Source organism: Oceanobacter antarcticus, assembly GCF_044962685.1.
Classification (GTDB): domain Bacteria; phylum Pseudomonadota; class Gammaproteobacteria; order Pseudomonadales; family Oceanobacteraceae; genus Oceanobacter; species Oceanobacter antarcticus.
The window spans coordinates 13979-36285 of record NZ_JBBKTX010000007.1; the positions used below are offsets into that span (position 1 = coordinate 13979).

General features: G+C 53.5%; 26 protein-coding genes. 13 read left to right on the forward strand and 13 right to left on the reverse strand.

Annotated elements, in window-relative coordinates:
* Positions 1-46: 46 nt before the first annotated feature.
* From mlaD to WG929_RS06985, 3 genes are read right to left on the reverse strand one after another with little or no spacing between them, the layout of a single operon-like run.
* Positions 47-508 carry an outer membrane lipid asymmetry maintenance protein MlaD gene (gene mlaD / locus WG929_RS06975; protein ID WP_416205468.1) on the reverse strand — a complete coding sequence of 154 codons (462 nt, stop codon included), beginning with the start codon at positions 506-508 and terminating at the stop codon, positions 47-49.
* Between the two features lie 2 nt (positions 509-510).
* Positions 511-1293 (reverse strand): lipid asymmetry maintenance ABC transporter permease subunit MlaE, encoded by a 783-nt coding sequence (mlaE, locus tag WG929_RS06980; RefSeq protein WP_369856878.1) that lies wholly within the window; start codon positions 1291-1293, stop codon positions 511-513.
* Between the two features lie 2 nt (positions 1294-1295).
* On the reverse strand, positions 1296-2108 hold the full coding sequence (locus WG929_RS06985; RefSeq protein ID WP_416205469.1) for an ATP-binding cassette domain-containing protein: 813 nt from the start codon (positions 2106-2108) through the stop codon (positions 1296-1298).
* A gap of 206 nt (positions 2109-2314) precedes the next feature.
* On the opposite strand from WG929_RS06985, the gene WG929_RS06990 reads away from it, so the two are divergent.
* From WG929_RS06990 to yjgA, 12 genes are all read left to right on the forward strand, one after another.
* Positions 2315-3280 carry a calcium/sodium antiporter gene (locus tag WG929_RS06990; protein ID WP_416205470.1) on the forward strand — a complete coding sequence of 322 codons (966 nt, stop codon included), beginning with the start codon at positions 2315-2317 and terminating at the stop codon, positions 3278-3280.
* Positions 3281-3282: 2 nt separating this feature from the next.
* On the forward strand, positions 3283-4260 hold the full coding sequence (locus WG929_RS06995) for a KpsF/GutQ family sugar-phosphate isomerase (protein WP_416205471.1): 978 nt from the start codon (positions 3283-3285) through the stop codon (positions 4258-4260).
* The gene (lptC, locus tag WG929_RS07000; RefSeq protein WP_416205472.1) at positions 4260-4823 is read left to right on the forward strand and encodes an LPS export ABC transporter periplasmic protein LptC; all 564 of its coding nucleotides are present in this window, start codon (positions 4260-4262) and stop codon (positions 4821-4823) included. The genes WG929_RS06995 and lptC overlap by 1 nt, the downstream gene beginning before the upstream one ends.
* Positions 4813-5349 carry a lipopolysaccharide transport periplasmic protein LptA gene (gene lptA, locus WG929_RS07005; protein WP_416205473.1) on the forward strand — a complete coding sequence of 179 codons (537 nt, stop codon included), beginning with the start codon at positions 4813-4815 and terminating at the stop codon, positions 5347-5349. Before lptC ends, lptA begins: the two co-directional genes overlap by 11 nt.
* Entirely contained in the window at positions 5346-6071 is a 726-nt protein-coding gene (gene lptB, locus WG929_RS07010) for an LPS export ABC transporter ATP-binding protein (protein ID WP_416205474.1), read from the forward strand. Before lptA ends, lptB begins: the two co-directional genes overlap by 4 nt.
* Before the next feature lie 129 nt (positions 6072-6200).
* Complete coding sequence (locus tag WG929_RS07015; RefSeq protein WP_416205475.1) at positions 6201-7691, forward strand: RNA polymerase factor sigma-54; 1491 nt, start codon at positions 6201-6203, stop codon at positions 7689-7691.
* Between the two features lie 51 nt (positions 7692-7742).
* Positions 7743-8045, forward strand: a complete 303-nt coding sequence (gene hpf, locus WG929_RS07020) for a ribosome hibernation-promoting factor, HPF/YfiA family (protein ID WP_416205476.1) — start codon at positions 7743-7745, stop codon at positions 8043-8045.
* Between the two features lie 3 nt (positions 8046-8048).
* Positions 8049-8507: a PTS IIA-like nitrogen regulatory protein PtsN gene (gene ptsN, locus WG929_RS07025; RefSeq protein WP_416205477.1), complete on the forward strand. Its 459-nt coding sequence runs from the start codon at positions 8049-8051 to the stop codon at positions 8505-8507.
* 26 nt (positions 8508-8533) lie between these two features.
* Positions 8534-9406 carry an RNase adapter RapZ gene (gene rapZ / locus WG929_RS07030; RefSeq protein WP_416205478.1) on the forward strand — a complete coding sequence of 291 codons (873 nt, stop codon included), beginning with the start codon at positions 8534-8536 and terminating at the stop codon, positions 9404-9406.
* A gap of 38 nt (positions 9407-9444) precedes the next feature.
* Complete coding sequence (locus WG929_RS07035) at positions 9445-9714, forward strand: HPr family phosphocarrier protein (RefSeq protein ID WP_369856867.1); 270 nt, start codon at positions 9445-9447, stop codon at positions 9712-9714.
* A 173-nt stretch (positions 9715-9887) separates the two neighbouring features.
* Complete coding sequence (gene mgtE, locus WG929_RS07040) at positions 9888-11243, forward strand: magnesium transporter (protein WP_369856866.1); 1356 nt, start codon at positions 9888-9890, stop codon at positions 11241-11243.
* Positions 11244-11310: 67 nt separating this feature from the next.
* Positions 11311-11823, forward strand: a complete 513-nt coding sequence (yjgA, locus tag WG929_RS07045; RefSeq protein WP_369856865.1) for a ribosome biogenesis factor YjgA — start codon at positions 11311-11313, stop codon at positions 11821-11823.
* A 178-nt stretch (positions 11824-12001) separates the two neighbouring features.
* Here the strand turns inward: yjgA and WG929_RS07050 are convergent, their stop codons facing one another.
* Complete coding sequence (locus WG929_RS07050) at positions 12002-12754, reverse strand: hypothetical protein (RefSeq protein WP_416205479.1); 753 nt, start codon at positions 12752-12754, stop codon at positions 12002-12004.
* A 2-nt stretch (positions 12755-12756) separates the two neighbouring features.
* Positions 12757-13017: a glutaredoxin family protein gene (locus WG929_RS07055; protein ID WP_416205480.1), complete on the reverse strand. Its 261-nt coding sequence runs from the start codon at positions 13015-13017 to the stop codon at positions 12757-12759.
* 262 nt (positions 13018-13279) lie between these two features.
* On the opposite strand from WG929_RS07055, the gene WG929_RS07060 reads away from it, so the two are divergent.
* Positions 13280-14308 carry an AraC family transcriptional regulator gene (locus WG929_RS07060; protein ID WP_416205481.1) on the forward strand — a complete coding sequence of 343 codons (1029 nt, stop codon included), beginning with the start codon at positions 13280-13282 and terminating at the stop codon, positions 14306-14308.
* A gap of 5 nt (positions 14309-14313) precedes the next feature.
* Here the strand turns inward: WG929_RS07060 and WG929_RS07065 are convergent, their stop codons facing one another.
* The 8 genes from WG929_RS07065 to WG929_RS07100 all read right to left on the reverse strand — a co-directional run bounded on the left by WG929_RS07065 (position 14314) and on the right by WG929_RS07100 (position 22298).
* Positions 14314-14880: an NUDIX domain-containing protein gene (locus WG929_RS07065; protein WP_416205482.1), complete on the reverse strand. Its 567-nt coding sequence runs from the start codon at positions 14878-14880 to the stop codon at positions 14314-14316.
* Positions 14867-15472 (reverse strand): rhombosortase, encoded by a 606-nt coding sequence (gene rrtA, locus WG929_RS07070; RefSeq protein ID WP_416205483.1) that lies wholly within the window; start codon positions 15470-15472, stop codon positions 14867-14869. The genes WG929_RS07065 and rrtA overlap by 14 nt, the downstream gene beginning before the upstream one ends.
* Positions 15473-15526: 54 nt before the next feature.
* Positions 15527-17506: a M6 family metalloprotease domain-containing protein gene (locus WG929_RS07075; protein ID WP_416205484.1), complete on the reverse strand. Its 1980-nt coding sequence runs from the start codon at positions 17504-17506 to the stop codon at positions 15527-15529.
* Positions 17507-17847: 341 nt separating this feature from the next.
* A complete protein-coding gene (locus tag WG929_RS07080; RefSeq protein ID WP_416205485.1) occupies positions 17848-18204 on the reverse strand; it encodes a glutaredoxin family protein in 357 nt (118 codons plus the stop codon).
* A 302-nt stretch (positions 18205-18506) separates the two neighbouring features.
* Complete coding sequence (gene lepB, locus WG929_RS07085) at positions 18507-19328, reverse strand: signal peptidase I (RefSeq protein ID WP_416205593.1); 822 nt, start codon at positions 19326-19328, stop codon at positions 18507-18509.
* 247 nt (positions 19329-19575) lie between these two features.
* Positions 19576-20868: an adenylosuccinate synthase gene (locus WG929_RS07090; protein WP_416205486.1), complete on the reverse strand. Its 1293-nt coding sequence runs from the start codon at positions 20866-20868 to the stop codon at positions 19576-19578.
* Between the two features lie 7 nt (positions 20869-20875).
* Positions 20876-22057, reverse strand: a complete 1182-nt coding sequence (locus WG929_RS07095; protein ID WP_416205487.1) for an ATP phosphoribosyltransferase regulatory subunit — start codon at positions 22055-22057, stop codon at positions 20876-20878.
* A gap of 13 nt (positions 22058-22070) precedes the next feature.
* Entirely contained in the window at positions 22071-22298 is a 228-nt protein-coding gene (locus WG929_RS07100; RefSeq protein ID WP_416205488.1) for a DUF2065 domain-containing protein, read from the reverse strand.
* Positions 22299-22307: the final 9 nt, after the last annotated feature.

Below are 22307 nucleotides of genomic sequence, written 5' to 3' on the forward strand. Positions count from 1 at the left end.
GTTACAACTATTACAAATTGCAACAAAGTGATCCTGAAACAGCAAATCAGCCATCTTCTGCTTTGTTAAACAAGAAACGGCCAATTAATTCCTCAAGTACCAGCGCCGACTGGGTATCTTCAATCCAGTCGCCTGCTTTGAGGAAGTCTTCCTCGGCACCCACTGTCAGGCCAATGTATTTTTCTCCCAGCAAGCCTGCGGTAAGAATCGCCGCTGACGTATCGCTGGTCAGGGTGCTCATGTCCTTGGTGATTTCCATCTCGACAACAGCCGAGTACCATTCTTTGTCGAGGTACACTTTGGTCACCCGACCAATGGTTACTCCCGCCATGGAGACCTTGGCGCGCTCATTCAGCCCCCCCAGATTTTCGAAACGGGCCTTGATGGTATAGGTATCTCCGGCATCACTCATCGACAAACCGCTGACGCGGAGCGCCATCAGTACCAGAGCCAGGATACCGATCACCATAAAAGCACCGACGGTGAGCTCTACAGAACGCTTTTGCATAATTAAACGCCTCCAAACATGACTGCTGTCAGTACAAAATCGAGTCCCAATACCGCCAGCGAGGAAATCACCACCGTCTGGGTTGTTGCCTTGCCAATGCCTTCTGAAGTCGGCATTGATGCATAGCCCTGATAAACCGCAATCCAGGTCACCACCCAGCCAAATGCGACCGACTTGATAATTCCCTTGACCACGTCGTTATAAAATTCGACTGACGCCTGCATATTGCCCCAGTAGGCACCTTCATCAATACCCAACATATCAACGGCAACAAAGGCCCCGCCCCAGATGCCCACGGTATTAAATATCAGCGTCAGCACGGGCAGCGAGATAATACCGGCCCACAAACGCGGCGTAATCACTCGCTTGAGCGGATCAACCCCCATCATTTCCATCGCCGACAACTGTTCCGTTGCCTTCATCAGGCCAATTTCTGCCGTTAACGCGGAACCAGCCCGCCCGGCAAACAACAGCGCCGCGACCACCGGCCCCAGCTCACGCAACAGCGTCAGCGACACCAGCGTGCCCAGCGCCGCCTCGGAGCCAAAATCAACCAGAATGGTATAGCCTTGCAACCCCAGCACCATACCGACAAAAAAGCCGGCAACGGCAATAATACTGAGCGAGCGCACACCAACAGAATAGAGTTGTCGAATCAGGTCAGAAAACGTCGCACTGCCTGGGCCGCCCCAAGCCAGCGAATGCCATAACACCAGGGACGCGGCGCCCAGTGCCTCAATGGAAGACAAGCCACGACGGCCCAGCAACTGCAATCGATTGAGCATATTCAGTCGCTCCCTGCCAATATGTCCTGGCGGTAATCATTCGCGGGATAATGAAACGGTACCGGCCCATCAGGGTCGCCATTGAGGAACTGGCGAACTTCATCCGAGCCTTCATGCAACAGCTCATTCGGCGTGCCAAAACCGATCACCTTGCCACCCGAGACCAGGCACAGGTAATCAGCAATCCCGCAACATTCCTCAACATCGTGGGATACCAGCAGGCTGGTCAGTCCGAGTGCCTTGTTCAGCCCGCGAATCAGCTTGACGATCATTCCCATTGAAATAGGGTCAAGACCGGTAAAGGGTTCGTCGTACATGATCAGTTCAGGATCCATGGCGATGGAACGTGCCAGTGCCACGCGCCGCGCCATGCCGCCGGACAATTCAGCCGGATTAAGACTGCGAGCTCCGCGCAAACCGACGGCTTCCAGCTTCATCAGTACCAGATCCCGAATCATGGATTCGGGCAGATCGGTATGAACACGCAAGGGGAAAGCCACGTTATCGAACACATCCAAGTCAGTAAACAGGGCACCGGTCTGGAACAACATGCCCATTTTCTGTTTGCGGAGTTCGAACAGCTGATGACGTTTGAGCGTGGTGATTTCTTCTCCGGCCAGCAGGATAGAACCACTGTCGGGCAATAATTGGCCGCCAATCAGACGCAGCAAGGTTGTTTTCCCGGTGCCACTGGGACCCATGATTGCGGTGACCTTGCCACGAGGAAAATCGACGGACAGGCCGTCGTAGATCAGACGGTCGCCACGCGTAAAGGTCAGATCACGCACCGAAATGTAGGGCTGCTCAACCACCATGAAAGCTTCCTTACCTGGGCCGGAAATGCGGGGTTTAAAGTGAGCGCTAGCATAGCGGATTGCACAGACAGAACCAACGCTGCTTTTGTGATGACCTTCACCCGCCACAAAACGCATTGTTCCAATTGCGCCCTTGCGCCCCTTCGGTACAATGCGGCCTCTCTATCATCAAGCACGTCAAAGCAGAATTCACCTGCAGGAGCATCATGATCACAGCACTGGTTGCCGTCCTTATCGGTTTGGTTGTTCTGGTATGGAGTGCCGACAAATTTGTCCTCGGTGCTGCGGCGACGGCCCGTCGTCTCGGCATGTCACCGCTGCTGGTCGGACTGACCATTGTCTCCATCGGCACTTCAGCCCCCGAGCTGTTTGTCTCTGCCGTCGCGACACTGGATGGTGCAGGTAACCTCGCCATAGGCAATGCACTGGGTTCCAACATCACCAATATCGGCCTGGTACTGGGTATTACTGCACTGGTCAGCCCGATTCCGCTGAAAAAGAAGTTGTTACGCAAAGAACTGCCGCTGCTGTTGCTGGTCAGTATCCTTGCCGGTTTGACACTGGCCGACCTGGAACTCAGCTATATTGATTCCATCCTGCTGCTGGCCGGACTGGTTGCTGCCATGTACATCCTGTTTCAGGAATCCGATGACAGCGGCGAATCGCTGGTTGATGAAGACGAAGCCGCAGCGATTGAATCGCTGTCCACCAAGATGGCGGTGTTCTGGCTCTTGCTCGGACTGGTCTGCCTGATGATTAGCTCCAAGGCACTGGTTTGGGGCGCAACAGAAATTGCCCGCAGCTTTGGCATCAGCGATCTGATGATTGGCCTGACCATCGTTGCCATTGGTACCAGCCTGCCAGAACTGGCGGCATCGGTTGCCAGCGCTCTCAAAGGGCATCACGATATTGCGATTGGCAACGTGATTGGCTCCAACATATTTAACCTGCTCGCGGTAATGCCCGTTCCCGGTCTGATCGCGACAGTCGCAGTCGAACCCATGGCACTGTATCGCGACCTGCCCGTCATGTTGGCACTGACTCTGGCACTGCTGGTGCTGTTTATACTCAATCGTCGTAGTGGAGTGATGGGACGCTTCAGTGGCAGCCTGCTTGGGCTGGGCTATCTGGGCTACTTGACCACTCTGTTTATGATGACAAGCAACGGATAACAATGAACACTGAATTTGATTTTGATTTTCTGAAATCGGCGCTGCGCACCATCGAACTGGAACAGCGCGCCATCCATAATCTGTCAGCCATGCTGGATAGCAACTTTATTGCTGCCTGCCAGCTGATGCTGTCTTGCAAGGGTCGAGTCGTGGTCACCGGGATGGGAAAATCCGGCCACATCGGCAACAAAATTGCAGCCACACTGGCCAGCACAGGAACACCGGCCTTTTTTGTTCACCCTGGTGAAGCCAGTCACGGCGATATGGGCATGATCACCGCAGTAGACGTCGTGATTGCTCTGAGTAACTCTGGTGAAACCGCAGAAGTGACCAGCCTGCTGCCGTTATTGAAACGCATGGCGATCCCTTTGATCAGCATCACCGGCAATCCGCGCTCCACGCTGGGCCTGGCCTCGGCTGCCCATCTGAACGCCAGTGTTGATTTAGAAGCCTGTCCGCTGGGTCTGGCACCCACCTCCTCGACCACCAGTGCCCTGGTACTGGGAGATGCATTGGCAATCGCCTTGCTGGAAGCACGCGGATTTACCGCTGAAGACTTCGCGTTTTCACATCCAGGCGGCAGCCTCGGGCGGCGTCTGCTGCTAAAAGTGGAAGACATCATGCACAGCGGCCCGGAGATTCCCACTGTCAGGCCAGAATCCAGCTTGTCGCGTTCGTTGCTTGAAATGACCACCAAAGGCCTCGGAATGACCACGGTTCAAACCGCTTCCGGCGACCTGGTGGGAATTTTCACCGATGGCGACCTGCGCCGTACCATCGACCATGGTGTTGATATCCATTCCGCCATTATTGCCGACCTGATGACGCGCCATGCCAAAACCATATTACCCGGTATGTTGGCCGCAGAAGCGCTGAAAATCATGGAAGACAGTAAAATCAACGCGCTTGTCGTGGCTGAAAACCACCGCATCTGCGGCGTGATTACCATGCACGACTTGCTGCGTGCCGGGGTCATCTGATGCGCAAGCGCTATCTGCTGCTGGTACTGGCGGTGGTCTTTGGCCTCACCTTGCTGGCAGTAGAACGCTACACCACCGAACTGGTCACTGCTGCAACCCAGGTGGTCAGTCTTGAGCCGGATTATTACGGCAAGCAACTGCGCCATCGCCACTACGACGCCCTTGGTCAGCTACAGCAAACGCTGCAGGCGGATGGTTCCAGTCATATTCCGGCGTTCTCGGAAACCCGACTGGATAAGCCCGTTATTATCACTCAAACAGCACCTCAACAAACATGGCGCGTCAGTGCCGAATCCGGTCGCATTCAGGATGCCAACAGTCAGGTTGAATTACGCAATCAGGTCGAAATACGTTCGCTGGCGGAGACCGGCCAGACAAATGACACGCTGAGCATTGAAACCAGCCAACTGCTCTACCAACCGGAATTGGCTACAGCCTCTACGACCAAACAGGTTACCATTCGAAATGGCAACAGCATTACCCATGCAACAGGCATGACTCTGGACATCAAGCGTCAACACCTCGACCTTCAAGAACACGTGAGTACCCGGTATGTACAATAAACTGGCAGCCCTGCTGCTGCTCACCAGCGCCCTGGTTGCCACGGTAGAGGCCTTGCCAGAAGACTGGCAGCAAGAAATGATTATCCAGTCCGACCGCGCCGAACTCGATCGCAAAACCGGCATGGTCGTTTATGAAGGGGATGTGGTACTGACGCAAGGTACCCTGAAAATCGAATCTGAACGCCTGGTACTGATCCTGAATGGCAAAATTCTCGAACAAGCCATCGCCGAAGGTCAACCCGCCCGCTACCAGCAACAGGTCAGCAACAACAAGCCGGTCACTCAGGCAACCGCCAATCGCATCGATTTTTACGCCACCCGCAAGGAAATCGCGTTCAAAGGCAATGCCGAATTACGCCAGGAAAACAACCTCTTCAGTGGCGAACTGATTCGCTACGACATTGAACAGGAAACCGTAACCGCCAGCGGCTCCGACACGCCTGCCGATGGCACGGCTGAGTCGGAAGACAAACAGCGTATCCGGGTGATTATCCAGCCCCAGCCCGACACGGAAGCACAACCATGAAAACGCTCAGGGCGGAACATCTGGCCAAAAGCTACAGCGGCCGAGAGGTCGTTAAAGACGTATCCCTTGCCGTCAGCAGCGGGCAAATTGTTGGCCTGCTCGGCCCCAACGGAGCCGGCAAAACCACCTGCTTTTACATGATTGTCAACCTGGTACAGGCCGACAAGGGACGCGTCAAAATTGACGACGACGACATCAGTCACCTGCCCATGCATGGCCGCGCCCAGAAAGGCATTGGTTATCTGCCACAAGAAGCCTCGATCTTCCGCAAGCTCAGCGTCGAAGACAACATCATGGCCATTCTGGAAACCCGCACAGAACTGCAAAAACAACAACGCCAGCAACAGCTGGAACAACTGCTGGACGAATTTCACATCCAGCACATTCGCAGCAGCCTGGGGATGTCACTCTCCGGCGGTGAACGCCGCCGGGTAGAAATTGCCCGGGCACTGGCCGCCGAACCCTCATTTATTTTGCTCGATGAACCCTTTGCCGGTGTCGACCCGATTTCCGTATCCGACATTATGGCCATCATTCGCCAGCTCAAGGCGCGCGGCATTGGCGTACTGATTACCGATCACAACGTCCGCGAAACCCTCGCAATTTGTGAAAAAGCCTATATCGTAGGCGGTGGACACATTATTGCCGAAGGCAGCGCCGATGAAGTACTCGCCAACGAACAGGTTCGGGCCATCTACCTTGGTCAGGACTTCCGTCTTTGATTCTTACTGGCTTACAGGGCTATGATGCCCGGCGCTGTTTCATTTCGACACCATGAAAAGCATTCCCAGCCTCACAGGCTGGCGTATAATGCACAGACCATGCCGACAACCGATGAACTATAACGCTGTATGAAAGCATCGCTTCAGTTAAAAATGGGTCAGCAGCTGACCATGACCCCCCAGCTGCAACAGGCAATTCGACTGCTGCAATTGTCTACCCTTGATCTGCAACAGGAAATCCAGGAAGCCCTGGATTCCAATCCCATGCTGGAATTCGAAGAGTCCGAGCACGACGACTACACGGATGCTCAGCAAAACAACGGCGATCAGGAACGAGAAGCCGCCGTCACGGCGACAGCGACCGACACAGACGCCCAGGAACTGGGTGAACAGTGGTCGGACGACAAGATGCCGGATGACCTGCCGGTCGACAGCAATTGGGACGATACTTTCCAGACTACCGCTGGCGTTTCCTCCGGCTCAGGCTCTGTCGGCGACGACGACTTTGACTACGACTCCCGTCATGCCACCTCCGACGACCTGCAAGGGCATCTGGAATGGCAACTGAATCTGACTCCCATGAGTGATGTCGATCGCGAGATTGCCACCATGCTGATTGACGGTGTCGACGACGACGGCTACCTCCACACCACCATAGACGACGTACTGGGTTCCATGGATCCGGAATTTGGGGTTGAGGAAGACGAAGTCCAAGCCGTACTCAAACGTCTGCAACAGTTTGATCCGGCTGGTGTTTTTGCCCGCGACCTGCGCGAATGCCTGATCCTGCAGTTAAACCAGCTACCAGCCGACACTCCCTGGCTGGCAGAAGCCAAACTGGTGATCGGTGACTACATTGCCTTGCTGGGCAGTAAAGACTACCCCACGCTGATGCGCAAAACCCGGCTGAAAGAAGAAGACCTCAAAGCCGTCTTGCGTCTGGTTAAGGAGCTGAATCCCAAGCCAGGGGCCGGAATCAGCTCCGAACAGTCAGAATACGTTGTGCCCGACGTGATCGTGCGCAACATCCGCGATGAATGGCGCGTTGAACTGAACCCGGATATTGCCCCAAAACTGCGGGTAAACTCCGACTACGCCTCGCTGGTGCGCCGCTCGGACAGCAGTGCTGACAACGCCTTCCTCAAAGATCACCTGCAAGAAGCGCGCTGGTTTATCAAAAGCCTGCAAAGCCGCAACGAAACCCTGCTGAAAGTCGCCACCAAAATTGTCGAATATCAGCTCGACTTTTTTGAGCAGGGCGAAGAAGCTATGAAACCACTGGTACTGCATGATATTGCCGATGCCGTTGGTATGCACGAGTCGACCATTTCACGGGTAACGACACAAAAATTCATGCACACGCCGCGTGGTATTTTTGAGCTGAAGTATTTCTTCTCCAGCCATGTCAATACCGATGCTGGCGGCGAATGTTCATCAACCGCCATTCGCGCCATGATCAAGAAGCTGATTAGCGAAGAAAACCCGCGCAAGCCACTGAGTGACAACAAGATCGCCGTCGTCCTCGGAGATAAGGGAATTCAGGTTGCACGCCGCACGGTGGCCAAATATCGTGAGGCAATGATGATTCCGCCATCGAATGAGCGGAAACAGTTGATTTGATCGACCCCGTCGATCCTTGTTCGGTTTAAAGCGAGCCATAAGGAGCCGTTTATGAGCATCAATATCAGTGGACACCATGTCGAAGTTACCGCAGCCATGGAAGAATACGTCAAGGAAAAACTGGTTCGCCTTGAGCGACATGCCGAACCCATTACCTCCGGTCAGGTTACCCTGACCCTCGAAAAGGGACGCCAGCTGGCAGAAGCCTCACTCCACGTCAGTGGTGCCGATTTTCATGCGACGTCATCCCATGACGACATGTACGCTGCCATTGACTTGCTGGCCGACAAACTGGATCGGCAAGTGCTGAAACACAAAGAAAAACTGGTTGCCCGACAGCACGGACAAGGCTGACACATGAGCATAGCGATTGCCGATATTCTTGCGCCTGAACGTACTCGTACCGATGTCGCCATGACCAGCAAAAAAAAACTGCTGGAGTTTCTGGCAGAGCTGATTGCTGAAGAAGTGGATGGCAGCTCATCGGATGAGGTTTTTGAACGTCTGCTTGGGCGTGAGCGCCTTGGCAGTACCGGCATTGGCGAAGGTATCGCTATCCCCCACTGTCGATTACGACAATGTGAACAGGCCGTTGGGGTATTACTCCACCTGCGTGAGGCCATCGACTTTGATGCCATAGACCATCAACCGGTCGATCTTGTATTTGCCTTGCTGGTGCCTGAAGAAGCAACAGACGACCACCTGAAAATACTGGCAACCCTGGCAGAAAATTTCAGCCAGAGCCAATATCGCCACCTATTACGCAGTGCGAGCAGCGACCAGGAACTGTATCAACGGGCGCTGGCCGACAACTGACCTTGCCCAAAACACGGAGACAGCACATGCGTCTGGTTGTGATCAGTGGCCGTTCAGGCTCAGGTAAATCCAGCGCACTGGCGGTGCTTGAAGACCTCGGGTTTTATTGCATCGATAATCTACCGGTCGATTTACTGCCAGCACTCGCAGGCTTGCCCTACAGTGCGGAAAAACGCGCCAACGTTGCTGTCAGCGTTGACGTTCGTAACCTGCCCGATGCCATAGAGCAACTGACCCAGGTACTGACCCGCTTGCCGGAGCAGTATCGCCAGGTCGATATCGTTTTTCTTGATGCCACCGAAGAAGTCCTGTTACAACGCTTCAGTTCAACCCGGCGCAAGCACCCGCTCACCAATGACAATATCTCCCTGGCGGAAGCCATTGAGCGCGAAACCGAATTACTCGAACCCGTCGCCAACCTCGCGGATCTGACTCTGGATACGACACGCATGTCGGTACATGAGCTGCGGAGCCTGATCAAACTGCGAGTGGCCGAGAAAATCACTCCAGACATGGCTGTGCTGTTCCAGTCGTTCGGCTTCAAACAGGGCATTCCCCTGGATGCCGACTTCGTTTTCGATGTGCGCAACCTGCCCAATCCCTACTGGCAGCATGAATTGCGCCCGCTGACTGGGCAAGACCCGGCCATCATCGAGTTCTTGTCCGGCCAACAGGAAGTCACCGAACTATTTAATGATATTCAGGCGTACCTGTTGCGTTGGCTACCCCGTTTTGCTGAAAATAACCGCAGCTATTTAACCGTTGCGATTGGTTGCACTGGCGGCCAGCATCGTTCAGTGTATTTATCGGAACGGCTGGCAGAAGCCTTCAAGCAAGAATTTGGCAACGTTCAGGTACGTCACCGCGAGCTACGGTCGACTGCCAACGGCAGTCACTGATACTCACCCAAAACAATAACATCGTTCCGGGAGCCTGGATGGTCAGCACTCAAATAACCATCATCAACAAGCTTGGTTTACACGCACGGGCAGCAGCCAAACTGGTTTCAACTGCTGCCGCCTATGGTTCTACCGTCAAGATCGGCTATCCGAACCGCATGGTTGATGCCAAAAGCATCATGGCGGTGATGATGCTCGCCGCCAGCAAGGGCACTGATATTCAAATCGAAGCCGAGGGTAACGATGCCCAGCCAGCACTGGATGCGCTCTGCGAGCTGATCAACCGCCGCTTCGATGAAGGCGAATAAAATGTACTCACCCTGGTGTCGCCACTGCTTGCCAAGATTCGCTAACACATAAAAAGTTTCCTATAAAATCAAATCACTAGCGACATAAATGCGAGTAGTTTCAGCACTGCTCACATGGCAACACTCGACGATTCACGCTAGAATCATGCCATTCACTCCGTATCGGGGCTCCCATGGCAGAACTCAGCGAAAAGGCCAGATCCAAACTCCATAGCCTGAACGAAGCGCTCGAATCTGGTGCCATGACTCGGGTGCGCCGGATCATCAACTCCGGCCTCGCCCCTGTCGATGTTGCCCATCTGATCGAATCCTCTCCGCCCAAGGCCCGAAAAATTATCTGGGAACTGGTCGACAAGGAAATCGAAGGTGAAGTGCTGCAATATCTGGCGATCGATATCCAGAGCCAGTTCCTCAGCGACATGAGCGCCGAGGAAGTCGTTGATGCCACCGCAGATCTCGACAGCGATGATATTGCCGATATGCTCCAGCAACTTCCTGAGCAGGTTACCCAGGAAATTCTGAGCTCGATGGATCATCAGGATCGTGCTCGTGTTGAAGCCATTCTTGGCTACCCGGAGGACAGCGCCGGTGGTCTGATGAACACCGACACCATCACCATTCGCCCGGACATCACCCTTGATGTGGTGCTGCGTTATCTGCGCCGCCACCAATCGTTGCCAGACATGACGGATAACCTGTTGGTGGTAAACCGGCAAAACGAGTTTATTGGTGCCCTGCCAATCCGTAAATTGCTGGTGAGCGACCCGTTGCAGACCGTTCGTGAAGTCATGTCAACCGGCAGCACTGTGATCCAGGCAACCCAGCACGAAACCGAAGTCGCCAAACTGTTCGAGCGTCACGACTTGGTATCGGCACCGGTAGTGGATGCCAACGGCATGCTACTGGGCCGTATCACCATCGATGACGTGGTCGATGTTATCCGCGAAACGGCTGATCACTCACTGATGAGCATGGCGGGTTTGGACGAAGATGAAGATACCTTCGCACCAGCACTCAAAACGGCCCGACGACGGGCTGTCTGGCTCGGCATCAACTTGATTACCGCCTTTATCGCCTCGGCCGTGATTGGACTGTTTGATAAAACCATCGAGGCCGTGGTGGCATTGGCGGTATTAATGCCCATTGTTGCCAGCATGGGTGGCATTGCTGGCAGCCAGGTACTGACTCTGGTGATTCGAGGACAGGCGCTGGGTCATCTCAGCGGTGCCAACTTCCGCTGGTTATTTAATCGTGAGCTGTTGGTTGCCGCGTTAAATGGTGTACTTTGGGCTATTGTTATCGCGATACTGGCGTGGGTATGGTTCGGAGATCCCAGACTTTCCCTGATCATGGCAGCAGCCATCATGATCAACCTGATGGCTGCTGCTGTTGCTGGCGCTTCACTGCCTCAGATTCTCAAAGCCAGAGGCATTGATCCGGCACTGGCCGGAGGTGTTATCCTGACGACGGTGACCGACGTCGTAGGTTTTATGTCCTTCCTCGGACTGGCGACCCTGATCTATATCTAGCAGTGAAAGCAGCCCCAGGGGTGCCCTCACCGCATTTTAACGAATACGCACGAGAAGACTATTTATTATGAACGACTTTGACTCCCAGCCAGACGAAGAATACGAACTGGTCAGCAAGACCGAAATGAAGCGTGAAGCAGAGCGCTGGCAAGCACTGGGAGAACAACTGACGGAGTTGAACCCGGCATTGTGGAACGACATGCCAATCACCGAGGTATTACGGGCCGCGCTGGAAGAAAGCCGACGGATAAAACAGCATGGCGCCAAGCGTCGCCATCTGCAGTACATCGGCCGAATCATGCGTGATGAAGATATCGAAGGTATTCAGGGGAAAATCGATCTACTGGATCCTTCCAGCGATGCCTACGGCCGCCGTCAACGGCAGTATGAAATGTGGCGTACACGCTTGCTGGAAGACAGTACCGGTCTCAACGCCTATATCGAGCAATACCCTCATATTGATCGCCAGCAACTGCGCAACCTGGTACGCAATGCCCAAAAGGAAATGAGCGGTGACGATGCCCGTCCAGGGAAAGCCTACAAAAGCCTGTTCCAATTGATCAAATCCGAGAGTGAATAACGGCCAAGAACTGCTGAATATACCGCCTAGGGATTGCTCAATGATGAGCGCGCATAACGCGCATAAAATGGCAGTAGACTTCACACCTGCGCTGAACCATAAAAACCGTTACCGGCACTGCTAACGGTTTTTTTATGTCCGACCTGGTCATTCCACCGATAAAATTCCACCAGTAAAATCAGTCAACAATCATGCAATTGCCCCACTGACAACGTACAAGCAAAAAACTGCCATCGTCACAACGGGCCTGATACACCTCATCTGGCCAGGCGTTACTGAGCAAGTTGACTTGCGCTCCCGGACAGGCAAAACGCTGTGACAGTTTTTCTACCACATAATATGATCGGCCATACACCTTGCCTGTCTGTTTCTCCACAGCAGCCTGTTTCAGCAACAAGGCGTCACCTTGCATATCCTTATGATGCTGCAACTCCAGCAAAGCCTTGTAGGTCGCCTCGCGATCCGCCAGATCCAGATCTCCACGATCAAATTCTTCCAGCACCTGGAGACAACTACTTTCTCGTTCGGCGTTATTTGCCAAGGCGGCGTTCACTTCTTGCTCCGCGCTTTCAACGATTCCCCAGGTCAGTGCCATCGCCAGACGCGCACCGGTCGGCTGGCGGGTGTCTGTCACCGTCACCAGATCATAGGCCAGACCATAATCGGCACTTTCGACCAGATTACCATTCCGGCTCCACCAGTTCTGGCGTGCCAGTTGGGCCGCCTTGTCCGCCTTGTAGCTGACTTTAGAACAACTGTCTGCCCATGTCCGCAAACGCGTATCCAGCGCCAACGCATCATAAATTGCGTCCCCTTTGGCAGATAAGGGGCTGGAAGCACAGCCGGACAATCCTGCCAACAGTGCGGCGGCAACCATCACAATCTGAATACGGAGCAAACCGGTTCCCGCTATTATCTTCTTCATCAACATAATCAGTTTTCCTTTTCCGGAGAGTGATGCACTGTCAGCCAGGACAGCAAGTGTGCGAAATCAAACGGCCAGCCAAGCTCATCACAGGAGCCATCATGCCGAATCACGGGGATACGAATACCATAACGCTCGACCAGCCTGTCATCATTGGCAATATCTTCGTATCGATAAGTTACCGGAAGCAGGGTGGTAGCCTGTTGCAACAGTCGGTCTGCATCTTCACACAAGTGACAACCATCGGTACCAAAAAGCGTAAAAGCCATTTAATGATCCTTAATTAAACCTTTAAACTGGGCACATCAAGCACGCCTCAATCAAGCTGGTCAAAAAAATTCGGAAAATTGTATGCCATGTTTCTTACTCAGTCAGTCATCGATCAAACTTCAGTACAATTTTCTACTGGTAAATTCATGTTTGATGATGAAAACTATCTTACTGATAATTAACTTATTATTTGTCCGCACGCCAGACTTAAAAACACAATAACGCCATCGGCGACACTCAAGCAGTAAGGCAGCAATCAATATGACGACGGATCAGGGGTATCTTGCAGCACTGACAGTGATGCCATTGCTACAGATTTTGCCACATCAACACAGGGAACATCTGCCAGCCCCATTGGGGAATGTAACGCCGGAGCTACCCGCCATACTGGATGCTGCCACCGCAGACGAGTACATTGCCCATCTGCGGGCAACACACAACAACAACGATTTCTGTGTTTTACCGCCACTCCGCTTCGATAGCATTGCCAGCGGCCCGCTACACCATCTGTTTTTGTGCAGTAACACCTTGCGTGAAGCACTGTACTATCTGGAAAAGTTTTCCGCCCTGCTATCAGAACACATGGTTGTCAATGTCACCCGTACTCGGATGGGGCCATTACGCGTCCGCATCGATCTGAAAGCAGTCATCGAGAATGACGTCAGCCGCTGGCGTATGGAATTGCTGATCAGTACCTTGCTAAGCTGGTTTCGCCATCTCTGTGGCTCGCGCTTAAGCATTGAGCGCATCCTGCTGCCGTGGCCAGAGCCAGACTACACCCAGCGCTATACTCAACAATGGCAAACCGATCTGCTCTTCAATTGCCCGCAGTGTACAATCGAGCTGCGTCCAGACAGTCTTGATCTGGGGTTACACCATACCAACCCGAACATTACTCAAATGATGCGGCGTGAGGTTGAACAGCAATTTCGCAAACTCGTGCGGGCTGGTTCACTGTGCAATCATATCCAGCGGGCTCTGACCAGCGGGCAGTTAAGTTTCTCCGCCACCCAGCAAACCATTGCTGAACATTTCAATATCAGTACCCGGACGCTGAATCGCCACTTGCAACGAGAAGCGACGTCACTGAAACAACTGGTGACCCGAGTAAGAATCGAGCGAGCCAAGCACATGCTGCTCAGTAGCAACATCAGCATCGATGCTGTTGCAGTAACACTGGGACTGTCGGGAAGACGTGCTCTGGATCGTATATTTTACAAACACGAAAACATCAGTCCAGCGCAGTTTCGTCAGGATGCTAATACAAAAATTTCGGAAGTCGCCAACTGAGTCGATCAGGCGTCAACCAAACCTAACAGTCTGGCGCGTTGGATCACTGCGACAGTTAACAGATCCGTAATCCGGCCATCCAGCGTCATCGCCAATGCTTCAGTAAATGGAATACGTTGAATATCCAACTGTTCGGTTTCGTCAAAGCAAGGCTTGCCCTCGGTCAGCCCACAGGCCAGATAAGCAAAGGCTTCTTCATTGGTGATGCAATTACTGACATGAAAATACCCCAGCGACTGCCACTGCTCAGCAACCAGTCCGGTTTCCTCCTGCAGTTCACGCCGAGCGGCCAATTCTGGTGCCTCATCCAGTGGCCCACCACCCATGGGTAGTTCCCAGCTGTATTGATCCAAAGGAAAACGGTGCTGACCAACCAGCCAGGTATCACCATTATCCGCGACAGGCAGAACTGCAATTGCACGATTTTTGAACGTAACGGTGCCATAAATACCCGGTTTGCCGGTTGGCGCTATCACCTTGTGGTCGTCGACCCTTATCCAGGGATTTTCGTAAACGGATTGGGCGCTGACAATAGTCCATGGACCGCGCTGTTGTTGATCATTCTGAGACATATGGGCTATCCCGGCGAGAAATTTGGCTCCAGACTGCCATAGCCAACAGCCAGACGCCACCGGCGATCACACCCAACAAATGGGCGCGGGTTTCTACCCGTCCACCAATAATCACCATGATCGTCTGGTCACTGTAAAACGGTGTCTGTTCCCACAGCACCTTGACCACAATCAGACCGGCAAAGAGCAGCGCGACACGACGGCTATACCCTGACGCCAAAAACGGAGCTACCATCAATACGCCGTGCAACACTCCAGACAATCCCACATAACGCTGCAAATCCGCTGCCAGTAATATCAACCCCAAACCCGTGATACCGCTGCACCAGAGCAACAGCCAGACCAGCACACTGCCTTTCACCGTCCTGCGAGTGATTGCCGCCAACAGCGCCAGGCCGCCGATATTTCCCATCGCATGCAGCAATGACAAGTGTACCCAGTGGCAAGTCAACAACCGCCACCACTGGCCCTGGTCAATCCGGTTACGATTAAACTCCAGCCACTGCGAGCTAAACGGTTCCAGTGCACTCAACAGCAACACGACGGCGACACAGACTGCACAGGTAAGATAACGACCGGGCTGATTCTTCATAGTGACATTCCCACAATGATTGCCCACCATCAGGTTACAATCAGGTTATACAAATCAGGCGGATGTCCTGTTCGAGGAGCGAGACACCCACGGCAAGGGCAGCCCTAAGATCAGTAGCCACCAGCCACTGCCACCCGATGTACCTGTACCTGCAGCAGTATCATGCGCGCTACTAACGGTTGTGAGCGGGGTTTCAGTTTTGCTGGTTGTTGCGGGAACAGTACCGGCCTGAGTGCCAGTATCATCACCCCTGGACACCAAGGCCAGACGGTATAACAAGCGCACATTGACATCATAGGGCTGTATCGTCAGCACCTGCTGCTGTAAGAAAGTCTGTCCACTGCTGCTCCCCTGCCGATCAAGCCCGATAGAAGCACCCTCGGAGCTAACGGCACCCGCCACAGCAGACACAGACAAAGCCAACACGGCACCACAGTCACCCAGACGGTGGGCGCTGAAAGGGATCCGGTTCCAGCCGGCCTCAAGCATCATGTCTTGGTCAACAATCTCACAGCCACCCCTCGCTGCAGGCATCGCTGTCAGCGACAAATGCACCATGCCGGCACTGACGGCATACATGTCTACGCCTTCAATGGTGCTATCCTCCGGTTGTGTTTCCATATCAAAATGAATAACCAACCTCCGGTCATCCCGATTGGCAAACCAGCGATCCGTCGCCAACCACTCAGCGTAACCCAGATTACGCCCGCCCGTATCCAGCAAGCGCTCAACTCGCAGTTGCGCACCCTGGTCTCCACCTTGACCGGAGATCAACGCCAACAAGTGGCTACCATCAAGAGTGTAGATCCCTTGATCCTGCCAGCGGTCAGTATCAGAAACGACGGCTTCACTCAAAACAAAACCGGTTTCCAAAGGTGTAGCCTGAACGGCAGTCGCAACATTAGCCATCGACTGCAACCGATCATCGACCCGACTGACCAGCAACATATTATGTGGCAGTGCCTGGTCGAAGCCATCATGGGTTCGGTATTCCAACAGCACCCGTTCACCATGGCGGTAATCGTCTACCGGAATCTCCAGTGCTCTGGCTGCCCGAGACGAACTTTCCAGCTGCCATTGACTAACCCCCTGACCCACAGCTTCAGGTTGTAAAAAACCGGCCCGATGTTTGGACCAAGCCAACAGATGCGCTGGCGAATCACCGGCAACCGGCTCACCATTCCAACCACCCAGCCCCATCAGGCCCCAGCGTCCAACGCCATCGGCAAAGCCGGTGTTATTGTGTAAATCTGGCAGCCCTAACAGTAAATGACCCAGTTCATGACAAATAACCCCCAAGGTCGCCAGATGGTCTTCATGTTGCTCTCCAACCATCGCATAACCATCCAACGCCAGACCTTGAATGAGCAGCTGTCCAAAAGCGGTTTGATGCGCCCATACCCGTGGATGACTGGCTCCAGCACCGGCATAGGAATGCTCATAACCGGCAATCACAAACACAATCCCCAGTTCCTGAGCCGATAGCTGACCATTACCATCAAGATCCAATGCCGTCAGATCCGGCAAGCCGCCCTGTTGCTCCAATGCCAGCATGCTGTCTTGTGCGAGCAAGGCACTAACACCGCCTCCCGCCCCCATCCCGAAATCCGGGTGTGGGTAATCCAGCGTCACATCAACAACCGGGTTGTCGGGATTGGCCGCTACCAGGAGCAGTGCGCCATAGGAGTTCTCGGCGTAATAGGCACTCACACTCTGTTCGGCAGCAAAAAAGCGCTGTGCTACTTGCCGATTGGAATAAACAAAGCCCTGATTACTGAATGCAATCCGAATCACCAGTAACGGCTGCGTCCTGTTAACGGCAATGGCATTCACCTGACGATCGACCAGCACCAGTCCTCGCACATTGGGTTTCGTCACATCAGTCAGGCCGATGGTTGCTCTAACCGCAGTCGCCTCCTCCAGCGGTGGCATCAGCAAACCATCGGGTGCAGGCAAGCTGGCATTCGCCAGCGATAGCGTGATCAGCAAGAGACAGGCAAGACACAGTTTTCCGACGAGCAGGGAGACAGACATGAAACAGGCCATGTATAAGGGTCTGTTACAAGCTTAGGTACGGCAAACGTTGGGTGCTGAGATAACAACAACACGCTACAAATCAGCAAAGTCGGTAACGCGTTCGTGCGATAAACATACAAAGATAGGCACACGGTCTGTGACGCAGAAGAGTAATATCTGTTGGAATCAGTTGTTTCCTGCAACAGCGCCATAGCAATTGTGCATAAGAAAAGTCATGCTATTCAGGCCTGAGTGTTAGCCCACAGATAAAACCCAGACAAGTAACAACCGCTGTACTGGGCACAGCCGGTCAGAATGACCAGCGAGAAAGTCAGAAACAAACGTCGTTTAGCCGTTTATTAGTAGCGTTGATCCAGATAGTCCAGAATTGCATCCGGACTGTACAGCCATTGACTGTCCTGCTCACCGTCGATACGCAAACAGGGCACCCTTGGTGCACCGCCGCCGTTAACCAGCTCATTACGATAAGCATCAACACGTTCGACGTCTTTTTCCACCACCCGCAAACCGAGGCGTAAACAATGGCGCCGCACCTGAATCGAGGCCGGGCAGTTACGTGAAAAATACAAATGCATCCGCCGTGACTCACGATCCAGTGCCGTTTGCAGAGCCGGTGGGCGCACAACCGGCTTAACAGGAACCACTCGATCGACCCAATCAAAAGCCATACTTTTCAGTTGACGAGCTACATTCATATAATCAGGACTCAGCGCACGAAATCGATGCGCATTGTAGTCCTGTTTTGCCACACAACAACCCCCTATTGAGTACTTTTTTACACCACCACCACGGGTAAGCCAGATCGCCCCAATAACACGTCAACCAGGAGATTGGTTAAGCAGAAATATCGCCACCAACAATAACAGCATCGAGCAGGATACAACCCAGCGGCTGTACAAACACACGCGGCAATAACGTCCTGCCATCTTCACCACCTCCCAGTCATTCCCATGACCAGAAGATAGTTCAGAGTAGCGTTTACCGCCAATACAGAGCGTTACTGAATCCAGCTATTACGCTCAAACGAAGGCAGGTCACTCCAACTTTTCCAGTGCATCCAGACCGCTACGGCCTTGCCAACAATATTTTTCTCGGGCACAAAACCCCACACCCGTCCATCGCTGCTGTTGCCACGATTGTCGCCCATCATAAAGTAATGCCCTTGCGGCACATCCCACTCGCCCTCTGGGCCTGCCCAGACCACCAACTCAGTAGAACCTGCCGGGCGACCGACTACCCACTGTACAGTTGCCTGGTGCTCACCCAGCGACTCTTCTGCCAGATATTTGACCGGACGGTACACCGGCTCTCCACTCAAGGCTTGAGTCGCAATTTTTTCACCATTAATCGTCAATTGACGATTGTGATAATCAATATGATCGCCCGGCAAGCCAATCACGCGCTTGATAAAATAACGCGGATCATCCGGCGGGAAAAACACCATCACATCACCCCGTTCCGGCTCACCGACAGGGATCAGCGTGTTACCAAAAACCGGCATTCTCAGACCGTAGTGAAATTTACTCACCAGAATAAAATCACCTTCGGTCAAGCCCGGTTCCATTGATGCCGACGGAATCTGGAACGGTTCGGCAATAAACGAACGCAACACAAAGACAATCGCCAGCACCGGGAAAAAAGATTTGCTCTGCTCCACCAGAAAAGGCTCACGTGCGGCAACGGCTGCGGCGTCCATATCACCCAGAGCCGTTTTGGCATCGGCACGATCAGCGCGCCGGGTCGCCAGAAACAGCTTGTCCACCAACGCCACAATGCCGGTAAGCACAGTAGCGACCATCAATACGAGCGGAAAATCAATATTCATAAATAGCAATAACCTGAAAACGTTGCATCATTGAGGCGGGCATTCTAGCTTACCAGGAGAGGCTCCTGAGATTTTATATTGCCGAAAGGGAGATTCTTCTGTGGCTGGCTCACCCTGAGACACAAGGTGAGGGAGTGGGCAATATTCATCTCGTTAAGCCGCTGTGTTGCCACAGCGGCTCCTTGATTACCTGTCATTAGCAGTACACATGCAGCACTGGCAGGAGACAGGCAAAAACCGATCAGATGTCGAAACTGTGACGCAGTACGATGGTTTCGACGCGGTCAGGGCCGGTAGAAATAATATCGATCGGTGCGTTGATGGCTGTTTCAATAAAGCGAATATAGGCGCGGGCATTTTCTGGCAAGTCTTCCAGCGTTTTGGCACCAAACGTGGATTCAGTCCAGCCCGGCAACTCTTCATAAACCGGAGTGATCTTTTCAAACTTGTCAGCGCTAGCCGGCACGTTCATCCGCTTGCCATGTTCATCTTCGTAGCCGATACACACCTTGATGGTTTCCAGGCCGTCGAGTACGTCGAGCTTGGTCAGGCAAATGGTATTGATCGAGTTCACACGAATCGCGTGTTTTACCAGCATGGCATCAAACCAGCCACAACGACGGTCGCGGCCCGTCGTCGTACCTTTTTCCTTGCCAACCGTAGCCAGATGCGTGCCAACGTCATCAAACAGTTCTGTCGGAAACGGGCCAGATCCCACACGGGTGGTATAGGCCTTGGTGATTCCCAGAATTTGATCCAGATACAAGGGGCCAACGCCAGAACCCGTCGCCACGCCACCTGCGGTGGTGTTGGACGAGGTGACGAAGGGGTAAGTACCGTGGTCAATGTCCAGCAGCGTGCCTTGAGCACCTTCAAACATGATGTCACCACCGGCTTCACGGACGGAGTGCACCAGATCTACGGCATCAACCACGATACTTTCAATCTGTGCAGCCCAGTCTTTGCAAGATGCCAAGGTTGCTTCATAACTGACTTCTTCCACACCGTAGTAGTGCTTCAGTGCAAAGTTATGGTATTCCATGACGTCTTTCAGCTTGTCAGCAAATTCCGGCTGATACAGATCGTCGACACGCAAGCCACGACGGCTGACTTTGTCTTCGTAGGCTGGGCCGATACCACGACCGGTAGTGCCAATCTTGGCGTTACCCCGTTTGATTTCGCGCGCCTGATCCAGAGCCGCATGATAAGGCAGAATCAATGGGCAGGCATGGGATACGCGCAAACGCTCCATCACCGGCACACCACGATCTTCCAATGCCCGCACTTCTTTCAACAATGCATCCGGTGCCAAGACCACGCCATTACCGATGATACAGGTTACGCCATCACGCAGGATGCCAGAAGGAATCAGGTGCAAGGCGGTTTTTTCGCCGTCAATGACCAGAGTATGACCGGCATTGTGGCCACCCTGAAAGCGCACAACTGCAGCGGCTTTTTCAGTCAGCAAGTCAACAATTTTACCTTTACCTTCGTCACCCCATTGGGTGCCGAGAACTACAACACTTTTACCCATGTCTGTCTCAATCTTGAACTGGTTGCACTGAGACCAGCTGCCACTGGCCATTGATGGTTTGCAGGGAATAATCCGCCTGCTGTGTATCCTGCTCGCGACAGGAGATAACGCGCATCCCCTGCTGCCGTAATTCATTCACTTGCTGCCAGAGCGCAGCATCGTCAGAGGTTGGCGCCAGCACCAGCGGTTTACGCTCCGGTACAAAATTACCCAGACGGGCCAAAACACGCAAATCGGCACTGAACCCCCGCGCCGGACGAGCACGGCCAAAGGCCTTGCCGGTTTCATCGTAACGACCACCCTGAGCAATTGCATCACCGTAACCTGGTACATAGGCACCAAATACCAGACCGGTGTGATACTGGTAACCCCGTAATTCCGTCAGGTCGATATACAGCGGTACCGCAGGGAAACGCGCCAGAATCTGGCTGGCAACCACGCGAATATGTTCCAGTTCTCCGGCTGCCGCCGGCACCAGTGCCGTCAACTTGCCAAAGCCGACTTCCAGATTGTCCAGCGTACCTTGTAAACGTGCCAGCAGTTGCAGCGCTGCGCGGCTATCGCTATCGGCAATTTCCCGTTCCGCCCAGGCATCAATATCACTGGCACATTTGAGTTTGAGCAAATCAAACAGCTCGGCCTGTTGTACCGTTGTCACACCAGCCTGTTCAGCAATCGCACGATATACACCGACGTTGCCGATATCCAGATGGACATTCTCAACAGCGCTGGCAGCCAGCAGGCTTAACATCAAGCCGAGCATCTCAACATCGGCTTCCGCCCCCGCTTCACCAAACAGCTCTGCGCCTATCTGGGTGGGTGTACGGCTGGCCAGCAGAGAACGAGCACGGGTATGAAAAACCGTACGGCAATAACAGAAACGGCCAATTCCCTGCGGAGCCAAACTGTGGGCGTCGATTCTGGCAACCTGCGGTGTAGTATCCGCACTCAGTCCCAACATGCGGCCAGAGATCTGATCAGTTACCTTAAAAGTACGCAGATCGAGATCTTTGCCTGTGCCGGTCAGCAGCGCATCCAGATATTCCAGTACGGGCGGCATCACCAGGTCGTAACCCCAGCCGTCCATCAAGTCGAGTAAACGTCGACGCAAGTGTTCTATCTGCTGCGCTCCCGGCGGCAGGACTTCTTCAATACCGTCCGGCAATAGCCAGCGATCCGCTAGAGTCATTGTTCAGCCTATATCAATGGATAACATACAAGAGTGTCAGGCCCAGCACGATGCTGGCCAAGCCAACCAGGCGTACCGTTCGGTCACTATTGGCAGCCGCCATTTTTACCCAGCATCGCCAACGCTGTGGAATCAGGAAAGGCGTCAGGCCTTCCAGGATCAATACCAGACAAAAGGCGACCAGGAGTTCCTGCCAGAGCGTCATATCTTGATCTTCTTTACACACCAGCGCTTCTCGCATGAGTCAGTG

Coding starts and splice junctions, on each gene's coding strand:
- WG929_RS07100 (WP_416205488.1), bottom strand. CDS start 22,298: ATGCGAGAAGCGCTGGTGTGTAAAGAAGATCAAGATATGACGCTCTGG.
- lptC (WP_416205472.1), top strand. CDS start 4,260: ATGCGCAAGCGCTATCTGCTGCTGGTACTGGCGGTGGTCTTTGGCCTC.
- lptB (WP_416205474.1), top strand. CDS start 5,346: ATGAAAACGCTCAGGGCGGAACATCTGGCCAAAAGCTACAGCGGCCGA.
- yjgA (WP_369856865.1), top strand. CDS start 11,311: ATGAACGACTTTGACTCCCAGCCAGACGAAGAATACGAACTGGTCAGC.
- WG929_RS07080 (WP_416205485.1), bottom strand. CDS start 18,204: ATGAATGTAGCTCGTCAACTGAAAAGTATGGCTTTTGATTGGGTCGAT.
- WG929_RS07065 (WP_416205482.1), bottom strand. CDS start 14,880: ATGTCTCAGAATGATCAACAACAGCGCGGTCCATGGACTATTGTCAGC.
- rapZ (WP_416205478.1), top strand. CDS start 8,534: ATGCGTCTGGTTGTGATCAGTGGCCGTTCAGGCTCAGGTAAATCCAGC.
- hpf (WP_416205476.1), top strand. CDS start 7,743: ATGAGCATCAATATCAGTGGACACCATGTCGAAGTTACCGCAGCCATG.
- rrtA (WP_416205483.1), bottom strand. CDS start 15,472: ATGAAGAATCAGCCCGGTCGTTATCTTACCTGTGCAGTCTGTGTCGCC.
- WG929_RS07050 (WP_416205479.1), bottom strand. CDS start 12,754: ATGTTGATGAAGAAGATAATAGCGGGAACCGGTTTGCTCCGTATTCAG.
- WG929_RS06985 (WP_416205469.1), bottom strand. CDS start 2,108: ATGGTGGTTGAGCAGCCCTACATTTCGGTGCGTGATCTGACCTTTACG.
- WG929_RS07035 (WP_369856867.1), top strand. CDS start 9,445: ATGGTCAGCACTCAAATAACCATCATCAACAAGCTTGGTTTACACGCA.
- WG929_RS07055 (WP_416205480.1), bottom strand. CDS start 13,017: ATGGCTTTTACGCTTTTTGGTACCGATGGTTGTCACTTGTGTGAAGAT.
- mlaD (WP_416205468.1), bottom strand. CDS start 508: ATGCAAAAGCGTTCTGTAGAGCTCACCGTCGGTGCTTTTATGGTGATC.
- WG929_RS07095 (WP_416205487.1), bottom strand. CDS start 22,057: ATGACTCTAGCGGATCGCTGGCTATTGCCGGACGGTATTGAAGAAGTC.
- WG929_RS07060 (WP_416205481.1), top strand. CDS start 13,280: ATGACGACGGATCAGGGGTATCTTGCAGCACTGACAGTGATGCCATTG.
- lptA (WP_416205473.1), top strand. CDS start 4,813: ATGTACAATAAACTGGCAGCCCTGCTGCTGCTCACCAGCGCCCTGGTT.
- WG929_RS07090 (WP_416205486.1), bottom strand. CDS start 20,868: ATGGGTAAAAGTGTTGTAGTTCTCGGCACCCAATGGGGTGACGAAGGT.
- WG929_RS06995 (WP_416205471.1), top strand. CDS start 3,283: ATGAACACTGAATTTGATTTTGATTTTCTGAAATCGGCGCTGCGCACC.
- WG929_RS07015 (WP_416205475.1), top strand. CDS start 6,201: ATGAAAGCATCGCTTCAGTTAAAAATGGGTCAGCAGCTGACCATGACC.
- WG929_RS06990 (WP_416205470.1), top strand. CDS start 2,315: ATGATCACAGCACTGGTTGCCGTCCTTATCGGTTTGGTTGTTCTGGTA.
- ptsN (WP_416205477.1), top strand. CDS start 8,049: ATGAGCATAGCGATTGCCGATATTCTTGCGCCTGAACGTACTCGTACC.
- mlaE (WP_369856878.1), bottom strand. CDS start 1,293: ATGCTCAATCGATTGCAGTTGCTGGGCCGTCGTGGCTTGTCTTCCATT.
- mgtE (WP_369856866.1), top strand. CDS start 9,888: ATGGCAGAACTCAGCGAAAAGGCCAGATCCAAACTCCATAGCCTGAAC.
- WG929_RS07075 (WP_416205484.1), bottom strand. CDS start 17,506: ATGTCTGTCTCCCTGCTCGTCGGAAAACTGTGTCTTGCCTGTCTCTTG.